The 13,070-nt window shown below is 44.6% G+C and carries 11 protein-coding genes and 1 other annotated feature; all 11 genes read left to right on the forward strand.

Translation table 11 applies throughout. The features are described 5' to 3' along the window. Positions 1 to 120 precede the first annotated feature (120 nt). The 11 genes from nusG (at position 121) to rpsG (ending at position 13,029) form a co-directional block, all read left to right on the forward strand. Positions 121 to 654, forward strand: a complete 534-nt coding sequence (gene nusG / locus P855_RS0100095) for a transcription termination/antitermination protein NusG (protein ID WP_028781699.1) — start codon at positions 121 to 123, stop codon at positions 652 to 654. Positions 655 to 798: 144 nt separating this feature from the next. After that, positions 799 to 1,224 (forward strand): 50S ribosomal protein L11, encoded by a 426-nt coding sequence (gene rplK, locus P855_RS0100100; protein WP_028781700.1) that lies wholly within the window; start codon positions 799 to 801, stop codon positions 1,222 to 1,224. A 115-nt stretch (positions 1,225 to 1,339) separates the two neighbouring features. Further along, the gene (rplA, locus tag P855_RS0100105) at positions 1,340 to 2,038 is read left to right on the forward strand and encodes a 50S ribosomal protein L1 (protein WP_028781701.1); all 699 of its coding nucleotides are present in this window, start codon (positions 1,340 to 1,342) and stop codon (positions 2,036 to 2,038) included. A gap of 48 nt (positions 2,039 to 2,086) precedes the next feature. Beyond that, positions 2,087 to 2,236, forward strand: a sequence feature (ribosomal protein L10 leader region). A gap of 64 nt (positions 2,237 to 2,300) precedes the next feature. Continuing rightward, positions 2,301 to 2,801: a 50S ribosomal protein L10 gene (rplJ, locus tag P855_RS0100110; protein WP_028781702.1), complete on the forward strand. Its 501-nt coding sequence runs from the start codon at positions 2,301 to 2,303 to the stop codon at positions 2,799 to 2,801. Positions 2,802 to 2,860: 59 nt separating this feature from the next. After that, a complete protein-coding gene (gene rplL, locus P855_RS0100115) occupies positions 2,861 to 3,223 on the forward strand; it encodes a 50S ribosomal protein L7/L12 (RefSeq protein WP_028781703.1) in 363 nt (120 codons plus the stop codon). 151 nt (positions 3,224 to 3,374) lie between these two features. After that, entirely contained in the window at positions 3,375 to 3,977 is a 603-nt protein-coding gene (locus P855_RS0100120) for a class I SAM-dependent methyltransferase (RefSeq protein WP_028781704.1), read from the forward strand. Positions 3,978 to 4,390: 413 nt separating this feature from the next. Next, complete coding sequence (gene rpoB / locus P855_RS0100125) at positions 4,391 to 7,924, forward strand: DNA-directed RNA polymerase subunit beta (protein ID WP_028781705.1); 3,534 nt, start codon at positions 4,391 to 4,393, stop codon at positions 7,922 to 7,924. A 69-nt stretch (positions 7,925 to 7,993) separates the two neighbouring features. Beyond that, positions 7,994 to 11,599, forward strand: coding sequence for a DNA-directed RNA polymerase subunit beta' (rpoC, locus tag P855_RS0100130; RefSeq protein WP_028781706.1), 3,606 nt, complete (start codon positions 7,994 to 7,996; stop codon positions 11,597 to 11,599). Between the two features lie 145 nt (positions 11,600 to 11,744). Further along, entirely contained in the window at positions 11,745 to 11,996 is a 252-nt protein-coding gene (locus P855_RS0100135; protein ID WP_028781707.1) for a 50S ribosomal protein L7ae-like protein, read from the forward strand. A gap of 97 nt (positions 11,997 to 12,093) precedes the next feature. Then, positions 12,094 to 12,507 (forward strand): 30S ribosomal protein S12, encoded by a 414-nt coding sequence (gene rpsL / locus P855_RS0100140; RefSeq protein WP_028781708.1) that lies wholly within the window; start codon positions 12,094 to 12,096, stop codon positions 12,505 to 12,507. Between the two features lie 51 nt (positions 12,508 to 12,558). Beyond that, positions 12,559 to 13,029 carry a 30S ribosomal protein S7 gene (gene rpsG, locus P855_RS0100145; protein WP_028781709.1) on the forward strand — a complete coding sequence of 157 codons (471 nt, stop codon included), beginning with the start codon at positions 12,559 to 12,561 and terminating at the stop codon, positions 13,027 to 13,029. Positions 13,030 to 13,070: the final 41 nt, after the last annotated feature.

Raw genomic sequence — 13,070 nt, forward strand, 5'->3', positions numbered from 1 at the left:
TATAATGGTGAATAAGATTTACGTTTAAAAACCCGTTCCGCGGGTTTTTTCAATGCTTAAATTTTTTAAAAAATAATTTGAAGATAAGGGAGGGAAGGGCAAGGAGCTTGTCCTGTATACATGGAAAAAAGATGGTATGTGGTTCACACCTATTCCGGTTACGAAAATAAAGTAAAAACAAATTTAGAAAAACGCGTCGAGTCAATGGGGATGGAAGATAAAATTTTCCGTGTCCTTGTACCAGAAGACGAAGAAACAGAAATAAAAAACGGGAAACGCAAGGTAGCAAAGAAGAAGGTGTTCCCTGGTTATGTGTTAGCTGAAATGGTGATGACCGATGATTCCTGGTATGTTGTGCGTAACACTCCCGGTGTAACCGGGTTTGTCGGGTCTACAGGCTCCGGTTCAAAGCCGATCCCTCTCTTGCCTGAAGAAGTCGATACGGTATTGAAACGAATGGGAATGAAAGAGAAGGTCGCAGACATCGATTTCGAATTGAAGGAAAGCGTCCAAGTGACAGACGGGCCATTCGCTAATTTCACTGGTACGATTGAACATATTGACTTGGATAAACAGAAGGTGAAAGTTCACGTCAACATGTTTGGGCGGGAGACACCAGTAGAGCTGGACTTCTCGCAAATTGAAAAATTATAACTCTACCCTTGCAAACAGGTCGTAAAGATGCTAAAATTTTTATGTTCTTTATGTGCCTCGGACAAAGAGGAAGTTAACATATTGTAATTTGAGTGGGAGGGCATCGCCCCATTACCACATCACGGACTTAAGGAGGTGTGTCTCGTGGCTAAAAAAGTAATCAAAGTAGTAAAACTTCAAATCCCTGCAGGTAAAGCGAACCCAGCACCACCTGTTGGACCAGCACTAGGTCAAGCGGGTATCAATATCATGGGTTTCTGTAAGGAATTCAACGCTCGCACACAAGAACAAGCGGGAATGATCATTCCAGTTGAAATCACGGTATTTGAAGACCGTTCATTTACATTCATTACGAAAACTCCGCCAGCTGCAGTGCTTCTTAAGAAAGCAGCGGGCATTGATACTGCGTCAGGCGAACCGAACCGCAACAAAGTTGCGACGCTCAATCGTGACAAAGTAAGAGAGATTGCGGAAACTAAAATGCCTGACTTGAATGCTGCTGACGTTGAAGCTGCTATGCGTATGGTAGAAGGTACAGCGCGTAGTATGGGTATCGTTATCGAAGACTAATCCCACAGCGTCGCTCTATTGGAGTAAAAGGTTGCGAGAATGGAGCTTGTTTCATTCCGCAACCTTTATTCGTGGGAGGTATAACCGTTAAAACCACAACGAGGAGGAAATAATAATGGCTAAACAAAGCAAAAGATATCAAGAAGCTCAAAAGCTTGTTGATCGTGAAAAAGCATATGAAGTAAAAGAAGCAGTCGAATTAGTGAAAGAAACAGCTAAAGCGAAATTTGATGAGACAGTAGAAGCTGCTTTCCGTCTGGGTGTAGACCCTAAGAAAGCTGACCAGCAAATCCGTGGCGCAATGGTATTGCCGCATGGTACAGGTAAAACCCAGCGTGTTCTTGTTTTCGCTAAAGGTGAGAAGGCGAAAGAAGCAGAAGCTGCCGGTGCTGACTACGTAGGCGATCAGGATATGATCAATAAAATCAACCAAGGCTGGTTCGATTTTGACGTAGTAGTAGCTACTCCGGACATGATGGCTGAAGTAGGTAAATTAGGACGTGTGCTTGGACCAAAAGGTCTAATGCCTAACCCTAAGACTGGCACTGTCACTTTCGAAGTAGAAAAAGCTGTCCAGGAAATCAAAGCTGGTAAAGTGGAGTACCGTGTTGACAAGTCAGCTAACATCCACGTACCAATCGGTAAGGTTTCTTTCGATACAGACAAACTGGTTGAAAACTTTGAAGCCATCACAGATACTCTTGTAAAAGCTAAGCCGCAGGCTGCTAAGGGAACTTACATGAAGAATTCCGCTATTGCTTCTACAATGGGTCCTGGGATCAAAGTAGACGTATCCAGCTATATCCGTAAATAATTCACTGTTGACTTTTAATTGCATTAAGCATATAATGAGTGATGTTGTTTAAATAAATACGTTATACCGTAGACAGCAGGTGCGTACCAACGCTTAATTTCCTGCCGAGGTGTGTGAATAAACGAAACGATTGTCCGTATATCGATCGTTTCTCACCAAAAGCCTCCATGTCTACATGGGGGCTTTTTCATCTTTAACACTTGCCATTTAAAGTGAACCTGGCGCCTGACGGTATGATGAAAAGTCAATAGGAGGTGGAATGATGAGCAAAATTATCGAACACAAAAAACAGATTGTATCTGAAATTGCTGACAAGCTTCGCAACAGTAAATCTACCATCCTTGTAGATTACCGCGGACTTGATGTTGCAGAAGTGACTGAGCTTCGTCAACAGCTTCGTGAAGCAGGCGTTGATTTCAAAGTGTACAAAAACACAATGACTCGCCGTGCTACTGAAGAAGCAGAGCTAACGGAGCTTAACGAAACGTTGGTGGGCCCTACAGCTATTGCTTTCAGTGATGAAGATGTAGTAGCACCTGCAAAAATCCTTAACAACTTCGCTAAGGATCATGATGCACTGGAGATCAAAGGCGGCGTCATCGAAGGTAACGTAGCCAGCCTTGAGCAAATCAAGGAACTTGCAGATCTTCCAAACTACGAAGGTCTTGTGTCTATGCTACTCAGCGTACTTCAAGCACCTGTCCGCAACTTCGCTTACGTTACAAAAGCAGTTGCAGAACAAAAAGAAGAACAAGGCGCGTAATAGCGTTTTATGCTTACGGTTAAATAATAAAACTAACAATTTTAAGGAGGAACTTAATCATGAGTCATGAACAAATTATTGAAGCGATTAAAGAAATGTCAGTTCTTGAGCTTAACGATCTAGTTAAAGCTATTGAAGAAGAATTCGGAGTAACTGCTGCAGCACCAGTTGCAGTCGGTGGCGGCGGTGCAGCTGAAGCTGCTGAAGAACAAACAGAATTCGACGTGGTACTTGAGAGCGCTGGAAGCTCCAAGATCAAAGTCGTAAAAGCTGTTCGCGAAATTACTGGTCTTGGACTTAAAGATGCTAAAGATCTAGTTGATAACGCTCCTGGCGCTATCAAAGAAGGCATTTCTAAGGAAGACGCTGAAGAAATCAAAGGTAAGCTGGAAGAAGCAGGCGCTTCTGTAGAAGTTAAGTAATTTCATGCTTGAGAGGTAAAGCTCGCTGTTCATCGGCGAGCTTTCTTTTTCTTAAACTATAAAGACTCAGGTTTTCCTGCATAAGCATGTGGTGATAAGCCGGTTTTAACGAAATTGACCATTTACTCCAGTCAGAAGCAGGTGCATGAAAATGAGCGAACACTATTATTCCAATAAAACGAATGCTCCTAGTGAAGAGCGTACATGGAAATACACGCTCCGGGGAGAGACTTTACGTTTTACAACGGATAATGCGGTTTTTTCGAAAAAGGAAGTAGACTTTGGTTCCCGTGTGTTAATCGAAGCTTTTCAAGCCCCCGAAGTCGATGGCAGCTTTTTAGATCTGGGTTGTGGCTATGGACCGATTGGCCTGACTTTGGCAAAAACCTATCCTGGACGGAAAATTTATATGGTAGATATAAACGAACGTGCGGTGGAGTTGTCACGGAAAAATGCAGAACAAAATGAAATCTCCAATGTAGTTGTTGAAGTCGGCGACCGTTTGAAAGAGGTTCGGGATGTTAACTTTGCAGCTGTGTTGACCAACCCTCCTATTCGGGCAGGGAAGAAAGTGGTTCACGCTATGTTTGAAGAAGCTTATCAGTCTTTGGTGGATAGGGGCGAACTATGGGTGGTCATTCAGAAAAAACAAGGCGCTCCTTCTGCACGCAAAAAGCTGGAAGAACTATTCGGCGAGGTAGAAGTGGTAGAGAAGCAAAAAAGATACTATATCTTCCGAGCTAAAAAAGTTTGACTGGGTTAACCGTTTATGCTATTATTGGAAAATGCCTATATATGCACTCCTGTGTCAAGGTTTTTTTTCGTGTTTTATGTATAAATTTAGTGAACACGGTTCACAATGGTAAAATCGCAGAAAACAACAGGGTGACATACGGTTTTTTTCTATAATAGAAGAACATTTCTTTTTTGTCTAACGTTAGAGAGAAATGAAGTTTCTTGTTTTTAGATCCCATCCGCTTCAGCGGGTGACTATATAAATCAGCTTGTGGTCGACATCTGCTTCCATAAGCTTGTTCGGCATGTCTGCCGGACCCTTTTTACGTAAGATTGAAAGTGGGAAGTACAGAATTACTGCTCAATGCTTTTCGGGTGGCTGTAACACTTCCGCTTTTATTATTAAAATGCTTGATTTGAGGGGTGAAGCAGTTGACAGGTCAACTAGTTCAGTATGGACGACACCGCCAACGCAGAAGTTATGCGCGCATCAGTGAAGTACTAGAATTACCTAACTTGATTGAAATTCAGACCGCTTCTTATGAGTGGTTTTTAGAGGAAGGTCTGAAAGAAATGTTTCAGGATATTTCTCCAATCGAGGATTTCACCGGTAATCTATCGCTGGAATTTGTAGATTATAGTTTAGGGGAGCCTAAATATCCTGTAGACGAATCGAAAGATAGAGACGTCACCTACAATGCTCCTTTGCGTGTGAAAGTCCGTTTGTTGAATAATGAAACAGGCGAAGTAAAAGAGCAGGAAGTATTCATGGGTGATTTCCCATTGATGACAGATACAGGTACATTTGTCATTAATGGTGCAGAGCGTGTCATCGTATCACAGCTTGTCCGCTCACCAAGCGTATATTTCAATAAAAAAATCGATAAAAACGGTAAAAAAGGCTATACGGCCACCGTCATTCCAAACCGTGGTGCATGGTTAGAGTTCGAAACGGATGCAAAGGATGTCGTCCACGTTCGTATCGATCGTACTCGGAAGCTGCCAATTACGGTTCTTTTGCGTGCGCTCGGCTTTGGAACAGACCAGGAAATCATTGATCTTATCGGAGACAATGAATATTTGAAAAACACTTTAGAAAAAGACAATACCGAGAATAGCGAAAAAGCGCTTCTTGAAATCTATGAACGACTTCGCCCTGGTGAACCGCCAACAGTGGAAAATGCGAAGAGTTTACTGGTTTCCAGATTCTTTGATCCGAAGCGTTATGACCTGGCTCGTGTAGGCCGTTATAAAATGAACAAAAAGCTTCATATTAAAAACCGTTTGTTCAACCAAACATTAGCGGAAACTTTAGTAGATGAAGAAACTGGTGAAGTTCTAGCTGATAAAGGAGACAAAATTGATCGCCGTTTATTGAACAAACTACTTCCTTACCTGGAAGGTCAGGATGAAAATACTGGAGAACAAATTCTGGAACCTCATGAAGGGGTGCTGGAAGACCCGATTAAAGTACAATCCATCAAGATTGTCGATCCTACCGACCCGGAAGGGGAACGTTCTATTAATGTGATCGGCAATTCCAATATTGATAAAAATGTCAAAAACATCACTCCTGCTGACATTCTTTCATCCATCAGCTATTTCTTCAACTTGCTTCACCAGGTTGGGGATACCGATGATATTGACCATCTGGGGAACCGTCGCTTACGTTCGGTCGGTGAGCTGCTGCAAAACCAATTCCGTATCGGGTTATCCCGCATGGAGCGTGTAGTACGCGAACGTATGTCTATCCAGGATACGTCTTCGATTACACCGCAGCAGTTGATCAATATCCGTCCGGTTATTGCGTCAATTAAAGAGTTTTTCGGAAGCTCACAGCTTTCTCAATTTATGGACCAGACCAATCCATTAGCAGAGCTTACGCACAAACGCCGTCTGTCTGCATTGGGACCTGGTGGTCTGACGCGTGAGCGCGCCGGCTTTGAAGTGCGTGACGTACACTATTCCCACTATGGGCGTATGTGTCCGATTGAAACGCCGGAAGGCCCAAACATCGGTCTGATCAACTCACTTTCCTCGTATGCGAAAGTAAATGAGTTCGGTTTTATTGAAACGCCTTACCGTAGAGTCGATCCGGATACCAACAAGGTTACTGCTCAAATCGACTACTTGACTGCCGATGAAGAAGATAACTACGTGGTGGCCCAGGCAAACGCTAAGTTGGAAGAGGATGGCTCTTTCACCGATGCCGAGGTTATTGCCCGTTTCCGTGGTGAAAACACTGTGGTCAGCCGCGACCGTCTTGATTACATGGACGTATCACCGAAACAGGTCGTTTCTGCTGCGACAGCATGTATTCCGTTCCTGGAAAATGATGACTCCAACCGTTCCTTGATGGGTGCGAACATGCAGCGTCAGGCAGTACCACTATTGAACCCGGATTCGCCAATTGTCGGGACCGGCATGGAATATGTTAATGGTAAAGACTCTGGTGCGGCAGTCATCAACCGTCATGAGGGGATTGTTGAACGTGTGGAAGCGAAAGAAATCCAGGTGCGTCGCATCTCTGAAGTTGATGGTAAAGAAGTAGAAGGTGACCTGGATCGTTACCGCCTGCAAAAATTCATTCGTTCCAACCAGGGAACTTGTTATAACCAGCGCCCAATTGTATCTAAAGGAGACCGTGTGACGAAGGGTGAAATCCTTGCTGATGGACCTTCCATGGATAAAGGGGAACTGGCCTTAGGACAGAACCCGCTTGTAGCATTTATGACATGGGATGGTTACAACTACGAGGATGCGGTCATCATGAGTGAACGCCTGGTAAAAGATGATGTTTATACTTCTGTTCATATTGAAGAGTATGAGTCAGAAGCTCGTGATACAAAGCTCGGACCTGAAGAAATCACACGCGACATTCCAAATGTCGGAGAAGAAGCATTAAAAGACTTAGACTCCCGCGGTATCATCCGTGTTGGTGCCGAAGTCAGCGATGGTGATTTGTTAGTAGGTAAAGTAACTCCAAAAGGGGTAACGGAATTATCTGCGGAAGAACGTCTGTTACATGCGATTTTCGGGGAAAAGGCCCGTGAAGTTCGTGATACCTCGCTTCGTGTACCTCATGGTGCAGGTGGTATTGTATTAGACGTGAAAATCTTCAACCGTGAAGACGGAGACGAACTTCCTCCTGGTGTCAACCAGCTGGTTCGTGTCTATATCGTACAAAAGCGTAAAATCTCTGAAGGGGACAAGATGGCCGGACGACATGGTAACAAAGGTGTCATATCCAAGATCTTGCCTGAAGAAGATATGCCATTCCTTCCAGATGGCACACCAGTCGATGTCATGTTAAACCCGCTCGGTGTTCCTTCCCGTATGAATATCGGCCAGGTGCTTGAATTGCATTTGGGAATGGCTGCTCGTCAGCTCGGCATCAAAGTTGCGACACCTGTATTTGACGGTGCGCGTGAAGAAGATGTTTGGGAAACACTTGAAGAAGCTGGAATGCCGCGTGATGCGAAGACCATCCTTTATGATGGACGTACAGGCGAACCTTTCGATAACCGTATATCTGTCGGTGTCATGTATATGATTAAGCTGGCACATATGGTTGATGATAAACTTCACGCCCGTTCCACCGGACCTTACTCCTTGGTTACACAACAGCCATTAGGTGGTAAAGCACAGTTTGGCGGCCAGCGTTTCGGTGAGATGGAGGTATGGGCACTGGAAGCTTACGGTGCAGCATATACCCTGCAAGAAATCCTTACCGTCAAATCGGATGATGTTGTCGGTCGTGTCAAGACTTATGAAGCTATCGTCAAAGGTGAAAATGTTCCAGAACCTGGTGTACCAGAATCCTTCAAAGTTCTTATTAAAGAGCTGCAAAGCTTGGGTATGGACGTGAAGATTCTGGCAGGTGACGAATCAGAGATCGAAATGAGAGATATTGAAGAAGAAGAAACGAAAGCTTCTGAAAACCTGAATCTCGATCCGGAAGAATAAAAACTCTTAGCAACAGTCCTGATGTTCTAAGCTTAGGGAAACCTGGATACTAAAAGGGAGGTAGGCCCCTTGCTAGATGTAAATAATTTTGAGTATATGAAAATAGGCTTGGCATCACCGGATAAGATACGTTCTTGGTCATTCGGTGAGGTCAAGAAACCGGAAACGATTAACTATCGTACGCTGAAACCGGAAAAAGACGGCCTGTTCTGCGAGCGCATTTTCGGTCCTACAAAGGACTGGGAATGCCATTGCGGAAAGTACAAACGTGTACGCTACAAAGGTGTGGTTTGCGACCGTTGTGGAGTAGAAGTGACGAAAGCTAAAGTCCGTCGTGAGCGTATGGGGCACCTTGAACTAGCTGCCCCTGTCTCTCACATCTGGTATTTCAAAGGAATTCCAAGCCGTATGGGTCTTGTTTTGGATATGTCTCCGCGTGCATTGGAAGAAGTTATCTACTTTGCCGCTTACATTGTGACAGATCCGGGTGAAACGGCTCTTGATAAAAAGCAGCTGTTATCAGAAAAGGAATACCGTGCGTATCGTGAAAAATACGGTAAAAACTTCGGAGCCCAAATGGGGGCGGAAGCTATCCGTAAGTTGCTTTCAGATATCAACCTTGATAAAGAAGTAGATATGCTGAAAGAAGAGCTGAAGACTGCCCAGGGGCAACGTCGCACACGTGCAATCAAGCGTCTGGAAGTTTTGGAAGCATTCCGTCACTCCGGAAATGACCCATCCTGGATGATTCTTGATGTTTTACCTGTTATTCCACCGGAACTTCGTCCGATGGTACAGTTGGATGGTGGACGTTTTGCGACATCTGACCTTAACGATCTGTACCGTCGTGTCATCAACCGTAACAACCGTTTGAAGCGACTATTGGATCTTGGTGCTCCAAGCATCATTGTTCAAAACGAAAAACGGATGCTGCAAGAAGCCGTCGATGCTTTGATTGATAACGGCAGACGTGGCAGACCGGTAACTGGTCCCGGTAACCGTCCATTGAAATCCCTCTCTCATATGTTGAAAGGGAAGCAAGGACGTTTCCGTCAGAACTTGCTCGGTAAGCGTGTCGACTATTCCGGTCGTTCGGTTATCGTAGTTGGACCTAACCTGAAGATGTACCAGTGTGGTCTTCCAAAAGAAATGGCACTTGAACTATTCAAACCATTTGTTATGAAAGAATTGGTAGAACGTGGATTAGCTCACAACATTAAGTCTGCTAAACGGAAAATCGAACGTATCCACCCAGAGGTATGGGACGTACTCGAAGATGTAATCAAGGAGCATCCGGTCTTATTGAACCGTGCCCCTACGTTGCACCGTCTTGGTATTCAAGCTTTCGAACCAGTACTGGTCGAAGGAAGAGCGATCCGCTTGCACCCGTTAGTATGTACAGCCTATAACGCCGACTTTGACGGTGACCAGATGGCGGTACACGTACCATTATCTGCTGAAGCTCAAGCTGAAGCACGAATCCTGATGCTTGCAGCACAAAACATCCTGAACCCTAAGGATGGTAAGCCTGTTGTTACACCATCACAGGACATGGTATTGGGTAACTATTACCTGACTATGGAACGCCCTGGTGCAGTCGGTGAAGGCATGGTCTTCAAAGACTTGAATGAAGCACTGCTTGCATATCAGACCGGCTATGTGCATCTGCATACACGCGTAGCAGTTTACGCAGGTTCCTTAGATAATGAAACCTTTACAGAAAAGCAGAATCAACAATTGTTGTTGACGACTGTAGGTAAATTGATATTTAACGAAATGCTCCCAGCTTCATTCCCATATATGAATGAACCAACACAGGAGAACCTGGAAATCAAGACTCCGGAGCATTACTTTGTAGAAAAAGGTACCAACATCAAAGAGGAAATAGCGAAACGCGAACAAATACTTCCGTTCAAAAAAGGTATCCTTGGAGATATCATCGCGCAGGTATTTAAACTGTTCTCGATCAGTGAAACTTCCAAAATGTTGGACCGTATGAAAGACTTAGGTTTCTCTTATTCTACAAAAGCTGGTATGACGGTCGGTGTCTCCGATGTTGTCGTATTACCAGAAAAGCAGAAAATTTTAGATGAAGCCCAGTCGAAAGTGGATAAAGTCTTGAAACAATTCCGTCGTGGTTTGATTACCGAAGAAGAACGTTACGACCGCGTCATTGAAGTTTGGTCTAAAGCCAAGGATGATATTCAGGAGCGCTTGATGAAATCCTTGAATCCACGTAACCCGATCTTTATGATGAGTGACTCTGGTGCTCGTGGTAACGCATCTAACTTCACCCAGCTTGCGGGTATGCGAGGTCTAATGGCCAACCCGGCTGGACGAATCATTGAGTTACCGATCAAATCCAGTTTCCGTGAAGGTTTGACCGTACTCGAGTACTTTATTTCCACTCACGGTGCTCGTAAAGGTCTTGCGGATACCGCATTGAAAACAGCCGACTCCGGTTACTTGACTCGTCGTCTGGTTGATGTTGCCCAGGATGTTATCATTCGTGAAGACGATTGTGGTACAGACAGAGGACTGACAGTCAGCTCCTTGACAGAAGGTACAGAATTAATCGAACCATTGATTGATCGTTTGATCGGGCGTACGTCCTACCAGACGGTACGTCACCCAGAAACAGACGAAGTGCTTGCTACACGTAATGAAGTCATTTCTGAAGATGCCGCAAAAGATATTATCGAAGCTGGCATCGAAGAAATGGTCATCCGTACAGCCTTCACTTGTAATACGAAGCATGGGGTTTGTAAGAAGTGTTACGGTCGTAACCTGGCTACTGGTGACGAAGTGGAAGTTGGGGAAGCAGTCGGAATCATCGCTGCCCAGTCCATTGGCGAACCAGGTACACAGCTTACCATGCGTACGTTCCATACAGGCGGTGTTGCAGGAGACGATATTACACAAGGTCTTCCTCGTATCCAGGAATTGTTCGAAGCCCGTAACCCTAAAGGGCGTGCCGTTGTTTCTGAAATTTATGGCACAGTCCAGGAAGTCAATGAGGTCAAGGAAAAACAGGAGATTGTCGTACAAGGCGATGTAGAGACTCGTACGTATACTGCCCCATATGGTGCCCGTATGAAAGTGGCAGTCGGCGATCAGGTTTCTGCCGGTCAGGAACTTACGGAAGGTTCTGTTGATCCGAAAGAACTCTTAACCATCAGCGGTCTTGATGGCGTTCAGGAATATCTCCTGAAAGAAGTTCAGAAAGTCTACCGCATGCAAGGGGTTGAAATCGGAGATAAACACGTCGAAGTTATGGTTCGTCAAATGCTTCGCAAAATCCGTGTTCTTGATTCTGGTGATACGGAAGTATTACCTGGTTCACTGCTTGAAATTCATCAATTCCGCGATGCGAACCAAAAAGCATTGCTGGAAGGTGGACAGCCGGCAGTCGGCCGTCCGGTTCTGCTTGGTATCACGAAGGCATCGCTTGAAACAGATTCCTTCTTATCTGCTGCTTCCTTCCAGGAAACGACACGCGTTCTTACAGATGCAGCAATCAAAGGTAAGCGTGATGAACTACTCGGACTTAAAGAGAATGTCATCATCGGTAAGCTAGTACCAGCTGGTACCGGCATGACTCGCTACCGTAAAATCCAGGCTGATAGAGAAGGGGAAAACCCCGGTCAGGCTGAATTGGATCAATTGACTCAATAAATACAAAGTTAGCAAATAACTTGGGTAAATAATCAGGGAGCCCCTTGAAAAAATCACCTCGAATAATGTTGACATGCATAATCGGGAGTGATAATATAATCAAGGTGCTTCCATTTATCCTTGTTACTTTGGAGGATATGCTTAAATGTCTTATGAAAAAGTAGCACAGGCTAATTCTAATATCGTTATTGGAACGAAACAGACACTAAAAGCCATGAAAAATGGTGGAGTGGAAGAAGTCTTCGTAGCTGATGATGCTGATCGGCACGTGACAGAAAAAGTTATGCGCCTGGCCGAAGAATTGAACATTCCCTGCCAGCGGGTTGATTCTATGAAAAAACTAGGCGAAGCCTGCGACATTGATGTCGGTGCAGCTACAGTGGCGATAAAGCAATAAAGTTTTGGCGGTCAATCGCGAAAGCTTTGTTTTTTGCCTTATTATGAACCACCTGGATGTGTGGTATTGAAAAAGTGAGGAAGGGAGGACATAAAACATGCCTACTATTAACCAATTAGTTCGTAAAGGACGCGTGAGCAAGGGTCGTAAATCCGACTCTCCTGCGTTGAATAAAGGTTACAACAGCTTCAAAAAATCATTGACAGACCTGTCTTCTCCGCAAAAACGTGGAGTATGTACTCGTGTTGGTACAATGACGCCGAAAAAACCAAACTCTGCATTGCGTAAATATGCGCGTGTACGTTTGACTAACGGTATCGAAGTTACTGCATACATTCCTGGTATAGGCCACAACCTGCAAGAGCACAGTGTTGTTCTTATCCGCGGCGGACGTGTAAAGGACTTACCTGGTGTACGTTATCATATCGTTCGTGGTGCGCTTGATACTGCAGGAGTCGAAGGACGTATGCAAGGCCGTTCCAAGTACGGAACAAAGCGCCCTAAAAAATAATAGCCAAAGAGTGGCTTGATTATAAAATTCATCATGGAAGGAGGGGGACATATGCCACGTAAAGGTCCAGTAGCTAAGCGTGATGTGTTACCAGATCCGCTTTACAAATCTAAACTTGTTACTCGTTTGATCAACCAGATCATGGTTGACGGACAACGCGGTAAAGCCCAGAAGATTCTTTATAAAGCTTTTGATCTTGTTCAGGAACGTAGCGGTAATGACCCTATGGAAGTTTTCGAACAAGCAATGAAAAATGTTATGCCAGTACTTGAGGTGCGCGCTCGTCGTGTTGGTGGTTCAAACTACCAGGTACCAGTTGAGGTACGTCCAGAACGTCGTCAAGCACTTGGGTTGCGTTTCATCGTTAATTACTCTCGCCTGCGCGGAGAAAAAACGATGGAAGAGCGCCTGGCTAATGAAGTGTTAGATGCAGCAAACAACACAGGTGCATCTGTCAAAAAACGCGAAGATATGCACAAAATGGCAGAAGCGAACAAAGCATTCGCTCACTATCGCTGGTAATGCCAAACCAACTACAAAACTTATATTCAGGAAGGAGAAAG

The sequence above is a fragment of the Thalassobacillus devorans MSP14 genome (assembly GCF_000496835.1).
GTDB lineage: Bacteria > Bacillota > Bacilli > Bacillales > Halobacillaceae > Thalassobacillus > Thalassobacillus devorans_B.

What these genes read in the sequence shown, in the direction of transcription:
- nusG (WP_028781699.1), top strand. Translation starts at nt 121, where the DNA reads ATGGAAAAAAGATGGTATGTGGTTCACACCTATTCCGGTTACGAAAAT.
- rplA (WP_028781701.1), top strand. Translation starts at nt 1,340, where the DNA reads ATGGCTAAACAAAGCAAAAGATATCAAGAAGCTCAAAAGCTTGTTGAT.
- rplJ (WP_028781702.1), top strand. Translation starts at nt 2,301, where the DNA reads ATGAGCAAAATTATCGAACACAAAAAACAGATTGTATCTGAAATTGCT.
- rplL (WP_028781703.1), top strand. Translation starts at nt 2,861, where the DNA reads ATGAGTCATGAACAAATTATTGAAGCGATTAAAGAAATGTCAGTTCTT.
- P855_RS0100120 (WP_028781704.1), top strand. Translation starts at nt 3,375, where the DNA reads ATGAGCGAACACTATTATTCCAATAAAACGAATGCTCCTAGTGAAGAG.
- P855_RS0100135 (WP_028781707.1), top strand. Translation starts at nt 11,745, where the DNA reads ATGTCTTATGAAAAAGTAGCACAGGCTAATTCTAATATCGTTATTGGA.
- rpsL (WP_028781708.1), top strand. Translation starts at nt 12,094, where the DNA reads ATGCCTACTATTAACCAATTAGTTCGTAAAGGACGCGTGAGCAAGGGT.
- rpsG (WP_028781709.1), top strand. Translation starts at nt 12,559, where the DNA reads ATGCCACGTAAAGGTCCAGTAGCTAAGCGTGATGTGTTACCAGATCCG.